16 protein-coding genes and 1 pseudogene are annotated in these 20,357 nt (G+C 73.0%); 4 read left to right on the top strand and 13 right to left on the bottom strand.

The genetic code is table 11. The features are described from left to right. Positions 1–66: 66 nt before the first annotated feature. Positions 67–1,188 (bottom strand): SchA/CurD-like domain-containing protein, encoded by a 1,122-nt coding sequence (locus tag ACIP8Z_RS07760; RefSeq protein ID WP_402080067.1) that lies wholly within the window; start codon positions 1,186–1,188, stop codon positions 67–69. 233 nt (positions 1,189–1,421) lie between these two features. On the opposite strand from ACIP8Z_RS07760, the gene ACIP8Z_RS07755 reads away from it, so the two are divergent. The 3 genes and pseudogenes from ACIP8Z_RS07755 to ACIP8Z_RS07745 form a co-directional block, all read left to right on the top strand. After that, positions 1,422–3,083 carry an FAD-dependent oxidoreductase gene (locus ACIP8Z_RS07755; protein WP_402080065.1) on the top strand — a complete coding sequence of 554 codons (1,662 nt, stop codon included), beginning with the start codon at positions 1,422–1,424 and terminating at the stop codon, positions 3,081–3,083. Between the two features lie 429 nt (positions 3,084–3,512). Beyond that, entirely contained in the window at positions 3,513–4,019 is a 507-nt protein-coding gene (locus tag ACIP8Z_RS07750) for a sortase (protein ID WP_402080063.1), read from the top strand. Positions 4,020–4,240: 221 nt separating this feature from the next. Further along, positions 4,241–4,366: pseudogene (locus ACIP8Z_RS07745) on the top strand (dihydrofolate reductase); the annotation flags it as partial. A gap of 4 nt (positions 4,367–4,370) precedes the next feature. On the opposite strand, the gene atzF reads toward ACIP8Z_RS07745, so the two are convergent. The 4 genes from atzF to ACIP8Z_RS07725 are packed head-to-tail and all read right to left on the bottom strand — an operon-like array spanning position 4,371 to position 11,165. Then, positions 4,371–6,062, bottom strand: a complete 1,692-nt coding sequence (atzF, locus tag ACIP8Z_RS07740; RefSeq protein WP_402080062.1) for an allophanate hydrolase — start codon at positions 6,060–6,062, stop codon at positions 4,371–4,373. Then, the gene (uca, locus tag ACIP8Z_RS07735) at positions 6,059–9,646 is read right to left on the bottom strand and encodes an urea carboxylase (RefSeq protein ID WP_402080060.1); all 3,588 of its coding nucleotides are present in this window, start codon (positions 9,644–9,646) and stop codon (positions 6,059–6,061) included. Before uca ends, atzF begins: the two co-directional genes overlap by 4 nt. After that, positions 9,643–10,320: an urea amidolyase associated protein UAAP2 gene (locus tag ACIP8Z_RS07730; RefSeq protein WP_402080057.1), complete on the bottom strand. Its 678-nt coding sequence runs from the start codon at positions 10,318–10,320 to the stop codon at positions 9,643–9,645. The genes uca and ACIP8Z_RS07730 overlap by 4 nt, the downstream gene beginning before the upstream one ends. Further along, entirely contained in the window at positions 10,317–11,165 is an 849-nt protein-coding gene (locus tag ACIP8Z_RS07725) for an urea amidolyase associated protein UAAP1 (protein ID WP_402080055.1), read from the bottom strand. The genes ACIP8Z_RS07730 and ACIP8Z_RS07725 overlap by 4 nt, the downstream gene beginning before the upstream one ends. 160 nt (positions 11,166–11,325) lie before the next feature. Here ACIP8Z_RS07725 and ACIP8Z_RS07720 point away from each other — a divergent pair, with 160 nt between their 5' ends. Continuing rightward, positions 11,326–12,012, top strand: a complete 687-nt coding sequence (locus ACIP8Z_RS07720; protein WP_402080052.1) for a TetR/AcrR family transcriptional regulator — start codon at positions 11,326–11,328, stop codon at positions 12,010–12,012. 59 nt (positions 12,013–12,071) lie between these two features. On the opposite strand, the gene ACIP8Z_RS07715 is transcribed toward ACIP8Z_RS07720, so the two are convergent. The 8 genes from ACIP8Z_RS07715 to ACIP8Z_RS07680 all read right to left on the bottom strand — a co-directional run bounded on the left by ACIP8Z_RS07715 (position 12,072) and on the right by ACIP8Z_RS07680 (position 20,291). After that, positions 12,072–13,685, bottom strand: a complete 1,614-nt coding sequence (locus ACIP8Z_RS07715; protein ID WP_402080049.1) for an amino acid permease — start codon at positions 13,683–13,685, stop codon at positions 12,072–12,074. A gap of 135 nt (positions 13,686–13,820) precedes the next feature. Continuing rightward, positions 13,821–14,936 (bottom strand): AI-2E family transporter, encoded by a 1,116-nt coding sequence (locus ACIP8Z_RS07710; protein WP_402080047.1) that lies wholly within the window; start codon positions 14,934–14,936, stop codon positions 13,821–13,823. Between the two features lie 108 nt (positions 14,937–15,044). Continuing rightward, positions 15,045–15,359, bottom strand: a complete 315-nt coding sequence (locus tag ACIP8Z_RS07705; RefSeq protein WP_402080044.1) for a DUF3040 domain-containing protein — start codon at positions 15,357–15,359, stop codon at positions 15,045–15,047. 185 nt (positions 15,360–15,544) lie between these two features. Beyond that, the gene (locus tag ACIP8Z_RS07700; RefSeq protein ID WP_402080042.1) at positions 15,545–17,050 is read right to left on the bottom strand and encodes a SulP family inorganic anion transporter; all 1,506 of its coding nucleotides are present in this window, start codon (positions 17,048–17,050) and stop codon (positions 15,545–15,547) included. Between the two features lie 14 nt (positions 17,051–17,064). Beyond that, entirely contained in the window at positions 17,065–17,646 is a 582-nt protein-coding gene (locus ACIP8Z_RS07695; RefSeq protein WP_402080040.1) for a carbonic anhydrase, read from the bottom strand. Positions 17,647–17,715: 69 nt separating this feature from the next. Further along, positions 17,716–18,099, bottom strand: a complete 384-nt coding sequence (locus tag ACIP8Z_RS07690; RefSeq protein WP_402080038.1) for a hypothetical protein — start codon at positions 18,097–18,099, stop codon at positions 17,716–17,718. Between the two features lie 229 nt (positions 18,100–18,328). Continuing rightward, positions 18,329–19,516: a serine hydrolase domain-containing protein gene (locus ACIP8Z_RS07685; protein WP_402080036.1), complete on the bottom strand. Its 1,188-nt coding sequence runs from the start codon at positions 19,514–19,516 to the stop codon at positions 18,329–18,331. A 148-nt stretch (positions 19,517–19,664) separates the two neighbouring features. Continuing rightward, the gene (locus ACIP8Z_RS07680; protein WP_402080819.1) at positions 19,665–20,291 is read right to left on the bottom strand and encodes a TetR/AcrR family transcriptional regulator; all 627 of its coding nucleotides are present in this window, start codon (positions 20,289–20,291) and stop codon (positions 19,665–19,667) included. Positions 20,292–20,357 lie beyond the last annotated feature (66 nt).

The raw sequence follows: 20,357 nt of genomic DNA, 5'->3' as shown, positions 1-20,357 counted from the left end.
GGTTGATACCTCCGGATGTGGCAGTGACGTGCTGGAGAGCGACTGCGGTGGGGCCGGGACCGGCCGTCAGGAATCCGCGGAGCGGTCGGTGACGGGCAGCATGTCGGCGTGCGACAGGAGCCGGTTGATGTTGCGCTCCGTCTTCAGTGAGCCCTCGACGCCGATCGCGGCGCCGTCGAGGAGGAGTTCCAGCTCCGCGGCCTTCTCGGTGCCCTTGAGCCCGAGGGAGGCGACGGGGTCGAGGTCGAGTTCGCCCGTGATGTCGATGAGGCGCACCACGATGTCGTCGCGCTGGAACACGGTGCTGCCGTACACCGGGCTGTCCGGGTCGTCCGACGCGGCCCGGTCCTGGTCGGCGAGCAGCCGGGCCAGCTCCATCCCGCAGCCCTCCTTGGCCGGGTAGTACAGCGCGTGCCGTCGCAGGTCGGCCGGTGCCGGCCGGCTGGACACCACGTGCTGTACGGCCGGGAGCGCCGCCCGGGTGAAGAACACGCGGGCCGACTCGGGGTCCGTCAGGTCCCGGTCCTGCTCCAGGTACGGGTTGATGGCCTCCTCGACCGCCCGTACCTCGGGCTGACGGGCGACGTGCCGCAGTGCCACGAGGAGGTCGCCCTCCACCTCCACGGCCCGCACGACGCGGTTGCCGTGCATGAAGAGGGAGGTGCGGCGCAGCCGGGTGGTCTCGTCGACCTGGGCCCGGGGCGACTCGTACCCGGCCAGGATCTCCGCGACCTTCGACTCGGAGCCGGGCTTGACGGTGAAGGTGAGGGCGTGGCGTGCCACTCCGTCGCCCACGCGGGCGGCCACCTGCATGCCCGACGAGCCCGCGGTCCGCGAGGTCGGCTGGGCGGGACCGGTCTCCCGGAGGATGCTGTAGCGCATCGAACGGGTGTCCCGGACACAGCTGTGCATGGGCTTGACGGTCTCGACGTGCTCCTCGCTGTTCACCCACGCGAGGAACGGCGGCGCGCTCTCCCACTCGCTGGTGATGAGCCACTGCGAGGGGTTCTCGATGGACTGGCAGAGCTGGTCACTGATGTGGCCGGGTACGGAGGCGACCTGCTTGCGCATGAGTTCGTACGCGTCCAGGAACTGTTGCTGAGCTCCTTCGTACAGGTCGAGCAGGAGGATCACCCGGAGCCTGGAGCCGTCGAAGGCCGACTGTGAGATGCGTCCCGAGGGGGCCATCCGGCACACCTCTTCTCTTCTCGGTGGGGGGGTGGGAACGACCTGCGTGACCGAAGCGGCGCGGTCGTGATGTGTCGATCGTTGACAGGAGCGCCGACAGCGCGCGAGCCCGAACGAGCGGACGAGTGAACCGCGTGTCATCCGGGTGCCTCCGGCACGCGGACCCTTCCCCGAAGGGCATGAATCTGCATCCCATCCCCGACTCGCGTCGCACGTGACGCCGGAGACGAACAATGAACCGATTCGACGTGGCCGGCGAAGAAGCCGGTCACCGCACGCCCGTACTCATCGTCGGCGGCTCGTTGGTGGGCCTGTCCACCTCGCTGTTCCTGGGGCGTCTCGGAGTGCCGCACATCCTGGTCGAGCGCCACGCGGGCACCTCCATCCATCCGCGTGGCCGTGGCAACAACCTGCGGACGATGGAGATCTTCCGCGGAGCCGGGGTCGCGCCGGCCATCCAGGAGGCCGCGTCCGTCCTGGCGCACAACAACGGGATCCTGCAGACGCCCGGCCTGGTGGGGGATGTCGGCGAGTGGCTGTTCAAGGAGATCGACCCCGGCGGCGGCGTCGCCCGCTTCAGCCCCTCCGGGTGGTGCCTGTGCAGCCAGAACGATCTCGAACCCGTCCTGCTGGAGCGTGCCCGGGAGCTCGGCGGAGACCTGCGGTTCTCGACCGAGCTGATGTCCTTCGAGCAGGACGCCGAAGGGGTGACGGCACAGGTCAAGAGCCGCGACACCGGTGAGCACACCACCATCCGCGCGGACTACCTCGTCGCGGCGGACGGCCCGCGCAGCCCCGTTCGCGAGCGGCTCGGCATCGGGCAGAACGGTGAGGGCGACCTGTTCCACAACGTGAGCGTCACCTTCGTCTCCCGCGGCCTCGCGGACGTCGTCGGCGACCGGCACTTCATCGTCTGCTACCTGACGAACCCGGAGGCCGACGGGGCCCTGCTGCCGGTCGACAACCGGGAGCGCTGGGTGTTCCACGCCCCGTGGCACCCCGAACACGGCGAGACGCTGGAGGAGTTCACCGACGAGCGGTGCAGGGAACACATCCGGCGGGCCGTGGGCGTGCCGGACCTCGATGTGGAGATCACGGGCAGGGCTCCCTGGCACGCGGCCGAGAGGATCGCCGAACGGTACGCGGACGGCCGGGTGTTCCTCGTCGGCGACGCCGCCCACGAGATGCCGCCCACCGGGGCGTTCGGCTCCAACACCGGTATTCAGGACGCCCACAACCTCGCCTGGAAGCTCTCCGCCGTACTGGGCGGCTGGGCCGGCCCCGGCCTGCTCGCGTCCTACGACGCGGAGCGCCGGCCGGTCGCCGAGGTGACGAGCGCCCGGGCTTCGGCGCGGTCGGTCGAGCACAGCCACCCCGGGTACGTCCCCGGCCCCGGAGCCGGCGGCCCCAAGGGCAGGAAGGGCGGCATTCTCAACGAGGTGCTCGGCTACCGCTACCCGCAGGGCGCCGTCCTGGGCACCGACCGGACGACGCCGGTCGTGTCCGACGGTCTGCGCCTGACGGGCGAACCCGGGAGCCGGGCACCCCACGTGTGGCTGGACCGCGCCGGCACCCGGATCTCCACCCTCGACCTGTACGAGCGGTCCCTGGTGCTCCTGAGTTCGGAGGACGGCGCTGGCGGGTGGCACACCGCGGCCACGGGCGTCGGGCAGCAGCTGTCGGTGCCGCTCGACGCGTACCGGATCGGCGACGGGCCCGACGCGGAGCTCTCTCCCGCGAGCGACACGGACTGGGCGGAGGCCTACGGTGTCACCAAGGACGGCGCGGTCCTCGTCCGCCCCGACGGGTTCGTCGCGTGGCGGTCCGAAGGGGCCTCGGCCGATCCCGCAGAGGCCTTGCGGCAAGCTCTGACGACGATCCTGGGCCGGGCCTGACCGCTGTCCCGTCGCCCGCACGGCAGGGAGCCCCGGGGCACGCCCGCACGGCGCGTATGCCCCGGGGCACACCCGCACTCCCGGGGCGCCCCGGTCATCGCTCGCCGAGCCGCTCCGACGACCGCGCCCCGGACTCCCCGCTCGGCGACCGGTGCCGCCCACGACCGCACCGGCGCCGGCAACGCTCGTGACCAGGCTGCCTAACCCATTCGCGCGCAGGACGCAATTCGTTTCCGAGCGCCTCTCGGGCCGCCGTGACCTGCGGTGATGATCACCGGTAAGGACGATCAAGCCCCCGACCGGGGGACATCGCGCGCGATTCTCCCGTTGCGGTGATCAGCGGGCGGGGATCTTCTCGTGCACGGAGCACAGCACAGGCGCCGCGCGGCCCAGCCGGCCAGGAAAGCTCCGCAGAAGGAGAGAAGAAGCATGCGTCTCGCACGTACAGGTATCCAGCTCGCCCTGGTCCTGAGCGCCCTCGCCCTGTCCGCACCCTCCGCCGTCGCCGCGCCCGCCGGTGACGTCCGGGTCAATCCGGGGAAGGCGGCCCCCGGCAGCACCGTCACCGTCAGCACCACCGCCTGCGGCAAGGAGACGTACGGCAAGGGTGAGTCGGTGGCGGGCGGGAAGTTCCACCTCCTGCCGGGTGGCCGGGAGGGCGTCCTGGTGGGTCGGTTCACGCTCCCGCTCGACGCCGTCTCCGGCACGGACACCGTGACCCTCAAGTGCCCGCCCCGCATCCTGAAGACCGTCACCTACCAGATCTCCGGCCGGCCGAACGGCGCCGTGGAGGCAGGCTTCGGATGGGCGGCCGGCCCGGAGGAGGGCGGCGGCGGCAGCCCGTACGCCCTCGGCGCGCTGCTCCTCGGCGGCGCCGCCGCGGGCGTCGTGGTCAGGATGCGCCGCCACGCCACCGCAGCGCGGAACTCCGTCTGAGGCACGCCGATATCGCCCCATGCCGCACCGTCAGGGCCCCGGATCCGTGAGGATGTCCGGGGCCCTGCCGTTCTGCGGAGGCACGATCCGATCCGTGGACGCCCCGCGCCCTGCTCCGGAAGCCCTGAGGACCCCCAGGGGCACAGTGATCCTGCACAACGTGGTGTCGGTGGACGGCTTCACCGCCGACAGCGACGACGGAGCCGGGCCTCTCCACGACTGGTGTGGTGTTCGGGTCGGGCAAGCGCCACTTCGGCAGCTTCGACGGGCAGCGGCTCCTGGAGGATCCCCACGTGGGCGTCCAGGGCGACCGGGTGCTGCACCTGAGGTTCGAAGTACGCCGCTGAGCGCTCAGCCGCGGGGCGGACGCGGTCCCGGCTCCCCGGAGCGGGCGAGGGAGGGCAGGGCGGCGCGCCAGCCGCCGTACGAGGTGATCTCGCGGGCTCCGTCGAGGGCCTCGGGCTCGCAGAGGAAGCCGGTCACGAAGGACCCGTCCGCGAGCTCCACGGTGCCGAGGGCCATCGGGCGGGGGAGTGCCGCGACGAGCGTGCCCAGCCCCTCGGCCGGCAGCTGCCACACCTCGGTCTCGACCGGCGCGCCGCCCGCACGGACCCGGACCAGGCCCGGCTTGGGCGGGACGGTGTCCAGGGCGTACAGCCGGTAGGCGGGTGCGGTGGTGGTCGTACGGACCAGGCGGCCGCCGAGGGAGAGCAGTTGCCCGTTCAGCGGCTGTCCTGACAGATGCGCGCCGACCACCGCGAGCCGCGGCGGCGGGGCGGTGAGCAGACCCGCGACGCGGGCGAGTCGGTCGTCGGTGAACGCCCTGCCGACCAGCATGACGCCGAACGGCCGTCCGTCCACCTCGCCCGCCGGGACGGCGACCGCCGCCAGGTCGAACAGGTTCGTCGAGTTGGTGAACCTGCCGAGCCGGGCGTTCGCGCCCAGCGGGTCGGCCGCGACCTCCGCGAGCGTCGGATGCCCGGGCGCCGTCGGCAGGAGCAGCGCGTCCGCGTCCCCCAGCGAGGCCAGGGCCCTGGTACGGAGGGCCGACAGTCTCTCCCGGTTCGCGTAGAGCCGGTGGGCGGGGATGTCGCGGGCGCGGGAGATGATCCCGGCCACGGTCGGGTCGAGGTCCGCCGAGCCCGCGTGCGCGTCGACGAAGGCGCCGACGGCGGTGTAGCGCTCGGCGACGAACGCGCCCTCGTACAGCATCGCGGCCGCCTCGGTGAAGGGCGCCAGGTCGACGGGCAGGAGCTCGGCACCGGCGTCGGCCAGCCGGGTCGCCGCCGACCCGAACGCTTCGGCCCAGCCCTTGTCCAGCTCGCCGAGCTGCCCGGGACCGGGGACGGCGATCCGCCACGGGCCCGGACGCCGCTGCTCCAGGGCGGGGAGTGCGCGCCCCGAGGGCGCGGCCAGGAAGGACAGCGCCCGTTCGGCCTCCGGGAGCGTACGGGCGAAGACCGTCACGCAGTCCAGCGACGCGCAGGCCGGCACGACGCCCTCGGTCGGGACCAGGCCGCGGGTCGGTTTGAGGCCGACGACGCCGTTGAAGGCGGCCGGGACACGGCCCGAGCCCGCGGTGTCCGTGCCGAGCGCGAGGTCCACGATGCCGAGGGCGACCGCGACCGCGGAGCCGGACGAGGAGCCGCCCGAGACGTGGGCCGGGTCGACGGCGTTGCGGACGGCGCCGTACGGGCTGCGCGTACCCACCAGGCCGGTCGCGAACTGGTCCAGGTTCGTGGTGCCGAGGACCACGGCGCCCGCCGCCCTCAGACGCGCCACCGCCGGGGCGTCCGCCGCCGGCTCGTACGCGTACGAGGGGCAGCCCGCGGTGGTCGGCAGCCCGGCCACGTCGATGTTGCCCTTGACCGCGAACACCGTCCCGGCCAGCGGCAGCCGTTCCCCGGCGGCGGTGCGCGCGTCGATCGCGGCGGCGTCCGCCTCCACCTCCTCCCGCGGCCGGAGACCGATCCACACCTCCGGCCGGTCCACCTGCGCGATACGGGCGTACGCGGCCCGCACTCGCTCCACCGTGCCGCTCATGCGCCCACCTCCGCGGTCTCCACGGCGGCGAGGACGACGAGCGCGGTCCCCGCCTCCACCTGGCTGCCCGGCTTCACCAGCACCTCCGCGACGACGCCGTCGGCGGGGGCCGGTACCGGTGCCTCCATCTTCATCGCTTCCAGGGCGACCAGCTGCTGACCCGCCGACACCCGGTCGCCGGCCTCGACGTTCACCTGCCAGACGCAGGCCGTGAACTCCGCCTCGACCAGCCGGCCGCCCTCGGGCACCTCGATGTCGGCGGCCGGCGGGGCGGCCTCGGAGGCCGCCTCGGCGCGTGCGAACTCGCCGGCGGCCTCCCAGGCGTCGCGCTCGGCGCCGAAAGCCGTGCTCTGCCGGTCCCGGAAGGCCGCGATCGACGCGGCGTTCGCGGCGAGGAAGGCCTGGTACTCGGCGAGGGAGAACGTGCCGTCCTCGGTCTTCGGTACGAAGCGGCCGGAGGTGATGTCCGCACGCAGCTCCAGGAGTTCGTCGGCGCCGACCGGGTACCACTTGATCCGGTCGAAGAAGCGCATCAGCCACGGCTTGCCCGGCTCGAAGGCGCCACGCTGCTGCCAGCCCGACCACACCTGCGTGGTGCGGCCGACGAACTGGTAGCCGCCTGGACCCTCCATCCCGTAGACGCACAGGTACGCGCCGCCGATGCCGACCGAGTTCTCGGCGGTCCAGGTGCGGGCCGGGTTGTACTTGGTCGTGACGAGTCGGTGCCGCGGATCCAGCGGAGTGGCGACGGGCGCGCCGAGGTAGACGTCGCCGAGGCCGAGGACCAGGTACTCGGCGTCGAAGACGGTCCGGTACACGTCGTCGATCGTCTCCAGGCCGTTGACGCGCCGGATGAACTCGATGTTCGACGGGCACCAGGGGGCGTCGTCGCGCACGCCCGCGACATAGCGGGTGATGGCCTCCCGGGTCGCCGGATCGTCCCAGGACAGCGGCAGGTGCACGATCCGGCTCGGCACCACCAGGTCGTCGGTGGCGGGCAGCTCCTCCTCCACGCGCAGCACGACGTCGAGGAGTTCGTGCTGCGGCAGGACGTCGGGGTCCGTCCGGATCTGGAGCGAACGGATGCCCGGAGTGAGGTCCACGACGCCGGCGAGCCCGCGCCCGGCCAGCGCTTCCGCGAGCGCGTGGACGCGCATGCGCAGGGCGAGGTCGAGCTGCATCGGCCCGTACTCGACGAGGAGGTTGTCGTCCCCGCTCCGCCGGTAGGTGACCGACGGACGGGCCGCGGTCTCCACCAGGCGGGCGAGGATCCCGCCGTCGACGATGGCGCCGCGGTCGGCGCGCGGTTCGGCGGCGGGCTCCTTCCGCAGCCGCGCGGCCGCCTCCGTGGTCACCGGCACGAACCGCACGGTGTCGCCGGGGCGGAGCTGGCCGAGCTTCCAGCGCTGCCCGGTGACGACCGTCGCCGGGCAGACGAAGCCGCCGAGGGACGGGCCGTCGGGGCCGAGGAGGACGGGCATGTCGCCGGTGTAGTCGACGGCGCCGACGGAGTACGGCGTGTCGTGGATGTTGGACGGGTGCAGCCCGGCCTCGCCGCCGTCGGTACGCGCCCAGCGCGGCTTGGGCCCGACCAGACGGACGCCGGTGCGCGCCGAGTTGAAGTGCACCTTCCAGTCCGCCGCGTAGAAGTCGCGGATGTCGTCCTCGGTGAAGAACTCGGGGGCGGCGTGCGGGCCTTCGACCGCGCCGATCCGCCACGCCCGGCCGAGGACCGGGCGCGCGTCCGAGGGGACGACGGAGGTCTCCGTACGGACCTCGCCGCCGTGCAGGACGTCGCCCGCGCGCAGCGCCCGGCCGCCGTGCCCGCCGAACCGGCCGAGGGTGAACGTGGCCGCGCTGCCCAGGAACTCCGGCACGTCCAGGCCGCCCGCGAACAGCACGTACGTGCGCAGGCCCCGCTCGTCGGGGGCACCCACGGCGAGGGTCTGCCCGGCCTCGACGGTGACCGGCTCCCACTGGGGTACGAGGCCGCCGTCGACCGTCACCCGAGCGGCGGCACCGGTGACGCAGACCGTCGTCGGGTGGGTGAACCTCAGCGAGGGGCCCTGGAGGGTGCACTCAAGACCCGGAGCGCCCTCGTCGTTCCCGAGCGCGGTGTTGCCGAGCCGGAAGGACAGGTCGTCCATCGGGCCGCCCGGGGGCACCCCGACCTGCCAGTAGCCGGTGCGCCCCGGCCAGTCCTGCACGGTGGTCAGGGTGCCCGGGGCGACGACCTCGATGCGCGGGGTCGGGTCGGCGAGGGTCGCGAGCGAGGCGGTGGAGTGGACGGCCGCGCGGACGTCGGCGTCCCGGAGCGCGGTGCGGACGAGGCCGAGGTTGGTCTCGATGCCGTCGATACGGGTCGCGGCGAGCGCCGCGTCCAGCCGGTCGAGGGCCTCGGCGCGGTCGGCGCCGTGGACGACGACCTTGGCGAGCATCGGGTCGTACGCGGTGGTGACCTCCGTACCGGTCTCGACCCAGGCGTCCACCCGGACGCCCTCGGGGAAGGCGACGCGGGTCAGCAGGCCGGCGCTGGGACGGTGGTCGCGGGACGGGTCCTCCGCGTAGAGGCGGGCCTCGACGGCGTGGCCGGAGGGCGCCGGAGGTTCGGCGACGACCGCGGTGTCCCCCTGCGCGAGGCGCAGCATCCAGGCGACCAGGTCGACGCCGTAGATCTCCTCGGTGACCGGGTGTTCGACCTGGAGGCGGGTGTTGACCTCCAGGAAGTACGCCTCCTCGCGGGCGGCGTCGTACACGAACTCCACCGTGCCGGCGGAGCGGTAGTCCACCGACGCGCACAGGTCCCGGGCGGCGGCGGCGAGTGCGCGACGGACACGGTCCGGCAGGCCGGGGGCCGGGGCCTCCTCCAGGACCTTCTGGTTGCGGCGCTGCAGCGAGCAGTCGCGGTCGCCGAAGGTGACGACCTTGCCCCGCCCGTCGCCGAAGACCTGCACCTCGACGTGCCGGGCGTGCTCGACCAGTCGTTCCAGGAAGACACCGGCCGAGGAGAAGGAGGCGGCGGCCACGCGCTGCACGCGGTCCCAGGCGTCGGCGAGGTCGGCCGCGTCACGACAGGCCCGCATGCCGATGCCGCCACCGCCGCCGGTCGCCTTGAGCATCACCGGGTAGCCGATCCCCTCGGCCGCCGCGAGGGCCGCGCCGACGTCCGGGAGGAGCCCGGTGCCGGGGGCGAGCGGCACGCCGGCCGCCTGCGCGGCGGCGCGCGCGGTGTGCTTGGCCCCGAACAGCTCCAGCTGTTCGGGGGTCGGGCCGACGAAGACGATGCCGGCGTCGGCACAGCGCCGCGCGAAGCCGGCGTCCTCGGACAGGAACCCGTAGCCGGGGTGGATGGCGCCCGCGCCGGTGTTCCTGGCCGCTTCGAGAACCAGGCCGGCGTCGAGGTAGGACTCCTTCGCCGGGGCCGGGCCGAGGCGGACGGCCTCGTCGGCCAGCCGGACGTGCTCGGCGCGGCGGTCGGGGTCGGAGTAGACCGCGACGGTGCGCAGGCCGAGCTGTCGGGCGGTGCGGATGATGCGGGCCGCGATCTCGCCGCGGTTGGCCACCAGCAGGGTGTCGAACGTCATCGGGTCCCGTCCTCGTCGTTCTCGTCGTGCGTGCCGTCCTCGGTGCCGTCCGGCTCGGTGATCGTCATCCGCACGGCGGTCGGGTCGAATCCGTTGCAGGGGTTGTTGATCTGGGGGCAGTTGGACAGCAGCGCGAGGACGTCGGTCTCGGCACGGAGCACGACCTTCAGGCCCGGGGCGGAGATGCCGTCGACGATGCCCAGCGTGCCGTCCTTCTCGACCGGCACGTTCATGAACCAGTTGATGTTGGAGACGAGGTCGCGCTTGCCGAGGCCGTGTCTGGCGCCCTCGGCGAGGAAGTTCTCCACGCAGGCGTGCTGCGACCAGGTGTGATGGCCGTAGCGGAGGGTGTTCGACTCCTTGGAGCAGGCGCCGCCGAGGGTGTCGTGCCGTCCGCAGGTGTCCTCGACGACGGTCATCAAGGGGGTGTGCGCGTCGGACATCAGCACCGAGCCGGTGGTGAGGAAGACGGAGCCCTGCGCCTGGATGGTGTCGGGGGCGCTGTAGCGCACGGAGGTGTCGTGGACGTCGTAGAGGAGGAAGTCGGCGGCCTGGTTGCCGTGGAGGTCGGTGACGGTCAGCAGCTGTCCCTCGCGCACGACGGCGGACCAGGCGGCGCGGGCGGGGACGATGTCGTCGGTGACGACACGGCCGGGACGGGCGGTGGCGGTCATGCGATCCCCCGGGCGGTGAGGTGGTCGGCGGTGTTCAGGAAGGCCCGGCGGCCCTCGGGCGTGGCATTCCACAGGGGATCGCCGGGGGCGGTGGGCCGGGCCCGGTACGCGAGGACGCCGAGGTTTCCGCATGTGTACGCGGGACGCGGGTCCAGCGGGTGGGGGACGTTGGCGAGGAGGACGATGACGTCCTGCTCGGCGCGGAGCGTGACGGTTCTCCCGGGGCCGGCGGAGCCGGTGAATTCGGCCGTGCCGTCCTCCGCGATCCGTACGCCCTGGAAGAAGGAGACGGACGGGGGGAGGTCGCGCGGCGTCAGGCCGTGCTTGAGCGCGGCGAGTGTGAACAGCTCGCGCCCCGCGGGCGAGGCGGACTGCGGAGTGCCGTCCCCGTACCGCGCGGTGTTGCGGGCGAGGCTGGAGGTGCCGGTGAGGGCGTCGTGCCGGCCGGAGGTGTCCCGGGTGACGGAGGCGAGCACCCGGCCCTGGTCGGAGAGCAGCAGGTGCCCCTCACCGAGGTACGCGTTCCAGAGCACCTTGACGGTGTCGGCGACGTTCAGCCGCTCCCAGGGACGGCCGGCGCAGTGGAGGAGGAGGTGGGCACAGGCGTCGCCGGTGAGGTCGGTCAGCCGCAGCTCGGTGCCGCGGGCGAGGACCTTGTGGGTGTAGTTGCCGCCCGCCACCGTCTCGGCCCAGACGACGTCCTCGGCGGCTACACCCTCGGGCGGCGCAGGCAGGCTGCTCGCGGGCAGCACGGGCATGGCGTCCACCTCTTGGCCCGCCTGGGCACGGGCATGGTCACGCGCGCGATACGTCGTCGCGGTAGCTGTCGCTGACGGGGTCGCCATGGCTCGGCCTCCAGGTCGCTGCTCTCTATTTCTGTCGCTTGACAGAAATTAGGCAGCGGGCGCTTCACGGCCGTTGCCCGTGGGTTTCGCGTCGGTTACCGGAAACTCACCCGGGAGCTCGGCTCCGAGGTGGCGGGCGGCCCTGTGCGAGGATCGCGGAGTGAGTGCGCCCACCAGCAGAAGAGTCGGCCGCCCGCGGGCGCAGGAGCGTCCCGCCGGGGGTCTCGAACCGCGCGACGAAGTCCTGACGGCCGCCGCCGAGCTTTTCACCGTCCGGGGCTACACCGCGACCTCCACCCGGACGATCGCCGAGCGGGCCGGCCTGCGGCAGGCATCCCTCTACCACTACTTCGACGGCAAGGAGGCGATCCTCGCGGAACTGCTCGAAGGCACCGTCCGGCCCTCGCTGGAGGTGGCGCGCGACCTCGTGTCCCGTACGGAGGAGGACCCGGAGGCACGGCTGTGGGCGTTGTGCCACTCCGACGCGGCACTGCTGTGCGGCGGCCCGCACAACCTGGGCGCGCTCTATCTGCTGCCCGAGGTGCGGACGGAGCGCTTCGCCGACTTCCACCGGATCCGCTCCGCACTCAAGTCCTGCTACGCGGATTTGCTGGCGGCCACGGAGACCGGGACGGGGCTCGCCGAGGACGACCTGGTGCTTCGCGCGGACCTGCTCTTCGGCCTCACCGAGAGCGTGATCCTCATCCGGCGGGCGGAACCGGCCCGCGACCCCCGCACCTTGGCGATGGCGACGGCCGACGCGGCGCTCCGGGTGGCGGGCGTGCCGCAGCGGTCCCTGGCACGACTGCGCCGCGAGGGGCAGCGGCTCCTCGCGGCACAGAGCTGACGGGGGCGGGCGGAGAGCCGGCCGGTCCGGCGCGGATCCGCCGGGGGCGCCCCACGGCCTCAGGCGCGTACGGCCTCGGAGGCGTGGTCCGTCGGGGCCCGGCGGTCCGCTTCCCCGGCCGCGGGACCGGTGCCCTCGCGGCGGCGGTACCCGCGGTACGCCGCGCCCGTCGCGACGGTGGCGCCGAGGACCAGGACGGTGAACCACCGGAAGTACCAGTGGCCGCCCTCCGGGTCGTACACCTCGGCGCGCGGCCAGGAGAGGTTGACCGTCATGAAGATCCCGTAGGCGACGGCGAGCGCGTTGACGGGGAGCCCCCAGCGGCCGAGCGAGAACAGCGGCCGGCCGAGCTCGTCCCGCGCGCCGTCGGCCGGCGGCGGCCACTCGCCCCTCAGGCGCCGGACCAGCATCGGGCCCGTGACCATCGCGTACGCCAGGTACACCATCGCGATGCACGTGGTGCCGATGGCCAGGATCGCCTGCGGCGAGGCGAGGTTGAGCAGGAGCAGCAGCCCCGCGCAGACACCGACCACCACCGCGGCCGTGCCGGGCATCCCGGTCCGCCGGGGCACCCGTGCCAGTCGTTCCGACTGCGGGAGGACACCGTCGCGGGCCATCGAGTAGAGCATCCGGGTCGCCGAGGTCTGGATCGCCAGGGTCGCCGCGCAGACGGCCAGGGCCACATCGGCGAGCAGGACCCGGCCGAGGCCGTCGCCCAGGGTGCTGGTGAGCACGTACCCCAGGCCCTCGGTCGCGAGCCGTCCGTCGGTGAGGCTGGGCGCGGCGAGCAGCCCGCCGAGCAGCAGCAGCCCGCCGCAGACGCCGGACGTGGTGAGGGCACTGAGCGTCGTACGGGGAGCGGTGCGCCGGGGGTTGACGGTCTCCTCGCTCATCTCGCTCGCGCTCTCGAAGCCGATGAGGACGTACGCGGCGGTGAAGGAGCCCACCAGGAGCGCCGTGATCAGGCCGCCTTCGCCACCGGTGTGCAGGGTGATGCCGGGATCGCGCTCCGCGTGGGTGACGAGGAGGGTGACGATCAGGGCGACGCCGGCGATCTCGGCGGTGACGCCGATCGTGTTGACGGCCGACAGCGCGCGGTTGTCGAGGACGTTGAGCAGGGTGGTGAGCGCGAGCAGGACCAGTCCGAGGAGGGCGGCGTTCGCGGCGCCGCTGGTCGTGGTGGGCGACGGGTCGCCGCCGACGACCTGGAAGCCGGGCCAGACGGCGGGCAGCACGACCTGGAGCGCGAGGGCGGCGGCCGCCACGACCACGATCCGCCCGGTCACCATGATCCAGCCCGCGTACCAGCCGAAGGACGGGCTGCCGAGCCTGCTCGCCCACTGGTAGATCGCCCCGGAGATGGGCATCCGGGCGGCCAGTTCGGCGAAGCAGGCGGCGACGAGGAGCTGGCCGGCGAGCACGGCGGGCCAGGTCCAGAAGAAGACCGGCCCGCCGAAGGAGTAGCCGAGGGAGAAGAACTGGAACACGGTGGTCAGCACGGAGATGAAGGAGAACCCGGCGGCGAAGGACGCGTACCGCCCCATCCTGCGGCGCAGCTCCTGGGGATAGCCGAACGAGGCGAGCGAGCTGTCGGGCGAACCGTCAGGCGACCCCTCGCCCTTCGCACCGGGCGGGGGAGGCGGGGGCGGAGTGGGCTCGGTGGTCACGGTCATGGCGGTCCCCTGTCGCGGAGTGAGGTCCTGCGAATTCCTGTCGGTTGACAGAAATTAGGGACGGCCCGTTTCCGCGGCGTATCGCCGCCATGTCCCGACCGTTAGTGAGTCCTCTCCGGCCGGCCCGTCGTCGGCTCAGGACATGACGGGGACGGAGCTGTCAGCCTCGTCCGGGTCCTGTTCCGGCCTCTCGTCGCTGAGCTGCTCCCGCAGGTAGTTCCAGAAGACCGCGATGAGCGCGGCCACCGGGACGGCGAGCAGGCTGCCCACGATGCCGGCCAGGCTGCCGCCGAGCGTCACCGCGAGCAGGACGACGGCCGCGTGCAGGCCGAGTCCGCGGCTCTGGATCATGGGCTGGAAGACGTTCCCCTCCAACTGCTGCACCACGACGATGATCGCCAGCACGATCAGCGCGTCGGTGACGCCGTTCGACACGAGTGCGATGAGGACCGCCACCAGGCCGGCGAACAGGGCGCCCACGATCGGCACGAACGCGGTGACGAAGGTCAGTACGGCGAGGGGGAGCACCAGGGGGACGTCGAGCATCCACAGACCGATGCCGATGAGCACGGCGTCGATGAGGCCGACGAAGGCCTGGCTGCGCACGAACGCTCCCAGCGTGTCCCAGCTCCGCTCCGCCACGATCGGGACGTCGACGGCGAGCCGCCCGGGGAGCTGGCGGGTGAGCCACGGGACGAACCGGGGGCCGTCCTTGAGGAAGAAGAACATCAGGAAGAGGGCGAGGAAGGCCGTGACCACACCGTTGAACACCGTGCCCACGCCGGTCGCGATCGCGGTGACCATGCTGCCGACGCTGTCCTGGAGGCGGGCCATGGCCGCGTCGAGAGCGCCGGAGATCTGGTCGTCGCCGATGTTCAGCGGCGGCCCGGCCGCCCACTCGCGCAGTCGCTGGATTCCCTCGACCACGCCGTCGGAGAGTTCCCCGGACTGGGAGGCGACCGGCACCGAGATGAGCGCGACGATGCCGACGACGGCCAGGACGAAGGAGACCGTGACGACCGCCGCCGCCAGGGCGGGAGGCCAGCCGTGCCGCCGCAGGAAGCGCGTCGGCGGCCAGGTCAGGGTGGTGAGGATCAGCCCGACGACGAGCGGCCAGACGACCGACCACATGCGGCCCAGGATCCACAGGGCCACCCCGGCCATCAGCAGCACCAACAGCGATTCGGCGGACACACGCGCCGCGGTGCGCAGGGCGGCGGTGGCTTTCGTGGGACTCAGCGTGGCAGACATGGGGCTCACCCTATGGACCCGCCGGTCCGCGCTCCTGGGCCGCCCCCACCGCGTGGGCCGTGCCCGCCTGCGCGTCCGAGGCGGCGGCTCGCCCTCAGACCGGGGTGGTCACCGCGCTGGAGGGGTCAGGACGGACCCGGAGTGGGTGCCCGGTGGAGTGTCCTCGCCGGACGGCGGGGACGGCGGGGCGCTCAGGAGCGCGGTGAGGATCAGCCCGAGCACCGCGATCAGCGCGAAGAGGATCACGGCCGGCCTGCGGCGAAGACGTCGTCGCTTCGTACGGGCTGCCGGACGGGGCTCCTCCGGTGCGGGCGGGAACCGCTGGATCAGCGTGGTGAAGAGAGCGAAGACCTCGGGATCGTCGCGTGCGAGGCGCTGCTCGATCTCGGCGAGCACACGCCGGTCGTCCGTGGAGTGACTCATGGCGACCTCCTCGGTACCACGCGGAGGCGGAGTGGAGGTTCGGACGAATCCTCGACCACGCCCGCGTCTCATTGTGACGGCTTGAGCCCCGGAGGGCCTCCGCAGACGACGAGGTGCGGCCCCACGGGCACGTCCGCGCGCGGGGGACGACGCGTCGCGCGCCGTCCCCCGCGTGTCTCCGGCTCTCAGCGCGGGGTGCTCACCTGGCCCGCGGCGGAGTCCTCGTGCCGGTCCGGGGCGGTGTCGGCGCGGACCGCCTCGGCGTCGGCGCCGCTGTGGCGCTCGGCCCACGTCTCGAGCGCCGCCCGGCAGGCGTGGTCGAGGTGGTGGACCCCGGTGAGGTCCAGGACCACCCGGCGGTCGCGGGGAAGAGCCTCCAGGCTGTCGAGTATCTGGGGCAGCCGCAGAAAGGTGATCGTCCCCTGGAGCCGTACGCGGACCGCGCCGCGTCCGTCGTCACTGTGCTCGATCCGCAGGTGCGACGCCTCCCAGGCGGCTTTCGCGACCGACAGGACGAGGCCGATCAGGACGCCCTCGAACATGCCGACCGCGACGATGGCCGTCGCCGTCGCCACGAGGACGAGGGCCTCGCCCCGGTGACGGCGCCAGAGCGTCACGACGCCCTTGAACGGGATGAGCTTCCAGCCGGCGTGCACGAGGATCCCGGCCAGCGCGGCCAGCGGGATGTACGCGAGGACGGCGGGCAGCAGGGCGACGAAGAGCAGCAGCCAGACCCCGTGGAGGACCCGGGACGCCTTCGTCCGGGCGCCCGCCTCGACGTTGGCCGAACTGCGCACGATGACCGCGGTGAGCGGCAGGGCGCCGAGCAGACCGCAGAGGGTGTTGCCCGCGCCCTGTGCGACGAGCTCCTTGTCGTAGTCCGTGCGTGGTCCCGTGTGCAGCCGGTCGACCGCTGCCGCGCTGAACAGCGACTCGGCGGAGGCGATCAGGGCGAACGCGAGGACCGTGCCGAGGAGGGCCGGGTCGGCGAGTGAGGAGAGGGCTTCGGAGTCCGGCAGGTGGACGGCCTCCAGGACGCCGCTCACCCGCACGGTCCGCACCGGGAGGTCGAGCACGGCGGTCGCGAGGGCGGCCAGGAGGACCGCCACGAGGGCGCCGGGCACCGCACGGGCCCGGCGGGGCATCCGCCGCCAGCCGACGATGAGGACGACGGTGCCGGCCCCGACGGCGAGCGACACGAGGGCCGGGCGGCTGCCCAGGGCGTCGACGAGGGCGCCCGGCAGGCCGGTGAGCTTGGCGAGACCGGAGTCGGGGGCGGGGATGCCCGCCGCGGCGTAGAGCTGCCCGGCGATGATGACCAGGCCGATGCCCGCGAGCATGCCCTCGACGACGGAGAGGGAGATCGCGCGGAACCAGCGTCCCCAGCGGAGGAGCCCCATGGCGATCTGCAGCAGGCCGGCCGCGAGGACGATGACTCCGAGCGCGGGGAGGCCGAAGGCGCGGACCGCCTCCAGGACGAGCACGGTGAGGCCGGCGGCCGGGCCGGAGACCTGGAGGCTGCTGCCCCGCATCAGGCCGGTGACGACGCCGCCGACGATGCCGGTGATGAGACCCAGTTCGGCGGGGACGCCGGAGGCGACGGCGACGCCGATGCAGAGGGGGAGGGCGACGAGGAAGACGACGAGGGAGGCGGCGAAGTCCTGCCGCAGGAAAGGGAAGGAGCGCGGCATCCGGAATTCCCCCGTCACAGCGCCTCGAAGGCGTCGGTCCCGGGGCGGTACTCCATGACGGCGCCGGTGTGCACCTCGTAGTACCAGCCGTGCAGGCGCAGGAGGCCGTCCGCCAGCCTCCGTCCGACGCACGGATAGGAGCGCAGACGCAGCAGTTGGGCGAGGACGTGCCCGTGGACGGCGTCGGTGACGGCCGGGTCGTCGGGCCGGCCGGGGGCCCCGTCGGGAGCCGCGTGGGCGAGCCAGTCGCGTACGGCGGGCACGGCGCTCAGGTCCTCCCCCCGGACGAGGGCGCCCACCGCGCCGCAGTGGGAGTGGCCGCAGACGACGACGTCCTCGACGCCGAGGACCTCGACGGCGTACTCGATCGTGGCCGCCTCCCCGCTGGGGCTGCCGGTGCCGTACGGGGGCACGATGCCGCCCGCCGTGCGCAGTTCGAAGAGCTGGCCCGGCCGGGCACCGGTGATCAGGGCGGGTACGACCCTGGAGTCGGAGCAGGTGACGAACAGGACGGCCGGGGACTGACCCGCGGCGTGCGGGGCGAACTCCTCAGGGCGCTGTCCGAATCGGCGTGCGTGGTCGATGAGGGGCTGCATGAAGGTTTCCTCCTGGCGCGCCGCGGGGGCGCGTCGGGCTGACAGGTCGGCGCAGGGCGATGCCGTCTGTCAGCAGAGGAACACCTGGAGGGCGGAGGAGTCGTGGGCGGCGAACGGTCTCGGCCGGGTGTCCGGGCCGCCGGCGGGGCCGGCCGGCGGGTCCGTGAGCGGTGCGGTGCGGGTGACGAGCGGCGGCGGGCCGGGAGGGCCCGCGGCCGTTGTGCCGGTCCGCCGCCGGTCGCGGTGGAGGACGGAGCTCCTGGAGGCGTCGGCCTCGCCGCCCCCGGCGTGCGCGGACTCGTACGCCACGGCCGACTCGGCCTGCTGGACGCGGGGTTGTTCGAGCTGGGGCGAGGGGCCGGCGGGGGTGGGCAGGACGAAGGTGCCGCAGACGAGGGCGAGGACGAGAAGGAGGGTCGCGCGCAGGACCGCGGAGGTGCGGACTGAGATCAACGAGAACGCTCCTCCCTCTGGTCGCACCATCATCAGAGTTCGCCAAAGCAAGCCCAAGGTTGGGTCAATGAAGGGTAATGCGCCCATGTGAACGGCACCCTGCGACACCGCTGCTGTACGAGGGTTTTCGAATGGAATCGGCCGGATGTTGACGCGAACGGCAACGTCGGAACGATCGGCGCTCGCGGAGTCCGTCAGGTCGCCCGCGCCGCGTGCGCGTGCACACCCCTCAGCCGCGGAGGTGCGTGCCGATCCTCAGGAACGCCTGGAGCAGGGGGACCTGAGGGACGGCCGGGGAGACGATCTGGGAGGCGTAGTGGACGATCACCAGGTCGAGGGCGGGGGAGACGAAGAGCCGCTGGCCGTGGATGCCGCTGGCCATGAAGGAACCGTAGGGGTCGTTGGGGATCCACCAGAGGTCGTGGTACGAGAGCGTGGCGGGCGCCTCGGGAGGTGCGGCCGGGAAGCGGACGCGGCGGGGGTATCCGTCCGGTATGCCGGAGACGATGGTGGAGGCGACGGCCTCCGGGACGATCTGGCGGTCGCCGATCGCGCCGCCGCAACGGATCATCTCGCCGAGCCGGGCCAGGTCGCGCGCGGTGGCGCTGAATCCGCCGCAGGCGGCTTCGGCGCCTTCGGAGTCGAGGAGGTAGTACGCGTCCTCCTCCGCGCCGAGGCGGGACCAGATCATCTCGGACAACAGGGCTGACGTGGTGGTGCCGGTGACGCGGCGCAGAATCTCGGCGAGGGCCTCGACGTTGCCGTTCTCGTAGCGGAAGTCGACGCCCGGCTCGCCGGTGGCCCGGGCGGTGGCGAGGTGTTCGCGGATCGTGGCCGGCCCGGTGTAGCCGTGGGGGCGCAACTGGGGGGCGAGGACGGCGAAGTAGCGCTGCGCTTCGAGCGCCTTGTCGTACGGGCGGCCCGCGTAGCTCATCCGCGTGCCCATGTGGAGGAGGTGGTCGACCTGGGCGTCTCCGAAGGCGGTGCCGGCGAGCTCGGGGACGATCGTGGCGACCCGCGCGCCCCGGTCGAGCTGCCCCTCGTGGGCGAGGACCGCGGCGACGAGGCCGAGGTAGGACTTGGCGGCCGAGGCGTTGAAGTGCGGGACATGGGGCTCGTACCCGTGGAGGTACTCCTCGTGCACGAGCAGGCCGCGGTGCATGACGAGCAGGGCGTCGGTCTCGGCCCGGGAGAGCAGCTCCGTGAGCGTGAGGGATCCACCGTGCGGTCCCGTGAACGAGAGTCCGTCGAGGGCGCCGGGCGGCGCGGTCGGCAACGCGGACGGGCCGCCGGAGCCCCGCCAGACACGGCGGCTCGGAACGAGTTCCCGACCCGAGGTCGTGTGCCGCCGAGCCCAGGTCGGATCCGTGTATCCCCGCGCCCAGACGAGATCAGCCAATGAGGGTATGCCCGTCATGCGTTCGCTCCGCTCCACCGTCGTGCGTCTCTGTGGCTCGATACCGTACATGGTGTCTGGTATCTCGCCCAGGTGTGCCGGGCAAGGGGTGAGGGAGCCGCGTCGTTCGGGCCTGGTTCAGGGGCGGTTCGGCGTGGTCCGGCGCGGTTCAGGGGGTCAGGTCGAGGGCTCCGGGGGCGTCCGAGGGGGCGAGTCCGGTGGCCCACACGCGGCCGTAGACCGACAGGTCCCGCAGGTGTGCGGTGATCTCGGCGGCGCTGTAGCCGGTGTCGTTCTCCACCCACCAGGTGAGCAGGCCGATGAGTTCCCCGGTCCAGGCCCGGGCGACGACATCGAGGGGGATGCGCGGTGTCACCCCGAGCTGCTCGGTCCGCGCGCGGAAGGCGGCCTCGGCGTGGGTGCGGATGAGGTCCGTGAATTCGCGTAGGGCCCGGCCGTCGCCCTCGCCCCGCAGGACGACCTGGTAGACAGGCTTCTCCTGCTCGGCGTGTTCGAAGATGTACTTCACCGGCAGCCCGGTGAACCCCTTCGCGTGCGCCTGCCTGACCGCCGGCAGGAGGCGTTCGCGGTCCTCGGCGAGGTCACGGACGATGCCCACCAGCAGGTCTTCCTTGTCGCGGTAGTGCGCGTAGAAGGTGGCCCGGCCGACGTCGGCGTGTTCGGTGATCTCCTCGACCGTGATCGCGTGGAACCCCTTCTCCAGGACCAGTTCGACGAGGGCCTGGCGCAGTGCGGCCCGTGTCCTGCGGACGCGGCGATCTCCCGCGGGCTTCATGTCCACTTCGTTTCCTTCTCGTCCGGACCGTTGACCTGACCCTAACGCTGCCTTTACGTTGCCGCA

The organism is Streptomyces sp. NPDC088553 (assembly GCF_044752965.1).
GTDB lineage: Bacteria > Actinomycetota > Actinomycetes > Streptomycetales > Streptomycetaceae > Streptomyces.
This window is presented reverse-complemented; position numbering and strand designations above follow the sequence as displayed.

Excerpts from the sequence above, each read along its gene's own strand:
- ACIP8Z_RS07760 (WP_402080067.1), bottom strand. The coding sequence starts at position 1,188 with ATGGCCCCCTCGGGACGCATCTCACAGTCGGCCTTCGACGGCTCCAGG.
- ACIP8Z_RS07755 (WP_402080065.1), top strand. The coding sequence starts at position 1,422 with ATGAACCGATTCGACGTGGCCGGCGAAGAAGCCGGTCACCGCACGCCC.
- ACIP8Z_RS07750 (WP_402080063.1), top strand. The coding sequence starts at position 3,513 with ATGCGTCTCGCACGTACAGGTATCCAGCTCGCCCTGGTCCTGAGCGCC.
- atzF (WP_402080062.1), bottom strand. The coding sequence starts at position 6,062 with ATGAGCGGCACGGTGGAGCGAGTGCGGGCCGCGTACGCCCGTATCGCG.
- uca (WP_402080060.1), bottom strand. The coding sequence starts at position 9,646 with ATGACGTTCGACACCCTGCTGGTGGCCAACCGCGGCGAGATCGCGGCC.
- ACIP8Z_RS07730 (WP_402080057.1), bottom strand. The coding sequence starts at position 10,320 with ATGACCGCCACCGCCCGTCCCGGCCGTGTCGTCACCGACGACATCGTC.
- ACIP8Z_RS07725 (WP_402080055.1), bottom strand. The coding sequence starts at position 11,165 with ATGGCGACCCCGTCAGCGACAGCTACCGCGACGACGTATCGCGCGCGT.
- ACIP8Z_RS07715 (WP_402080049.1), bottom strand. The coding sequence starts at position 13,685 with ATGACCGTGACCACCGAGCCCACTCCGCCCCCGCCTCCCCCGCCCGGT.
- ACIP8Z_RS07710 (WP_402080047.1), bottom strand. The coding sequence starts at position 14,936 with ATGTCTGCCACGCTGAGTCCCACGAAAGCCACCGCCGCCCTGCGCACC.
- ACIP8Z_RS07705 (WP_402080044.1), bottom strand. The coding sequence starts at position 15,359 with ATGAGTCACTCCACGGACGACCGGCGTGTGCTCGCCGAGATCGAGCAG.
- ACIP8Z_RS07700 (WP_402080042.1), bottom strand. The coding sequence starts at position 17,050 with ATGCCGCGCTCCTTCCCTTTCCTGCGGCAGGACTTCGCCGCCTCCCTC.
- ACIP8Z_RS07695 (WP_402080040.1), bottom strand. The coding sequence starts at position 17,646 with ATGCAGCCCCTCATCGACCACGCACGCCGATTCGGACAGCGCCCTGAG.
- ACIP8Z_RS07685 (WP_402080036.1), bottom strand. The coding sequence starts at position 19,516 with ATGACGGGCATACCCTCATTGGCTGATCTCGTCTGGGCGCGGGGATAC.
- ACIP8Z_RS07680 (WP_402080819.1), bottom strand. The coding sequence starts at position 20,291 with ATGAAGCCCGCGGGAGATCGCCGCGTCCGCAGGACACGGGCCGCACTG.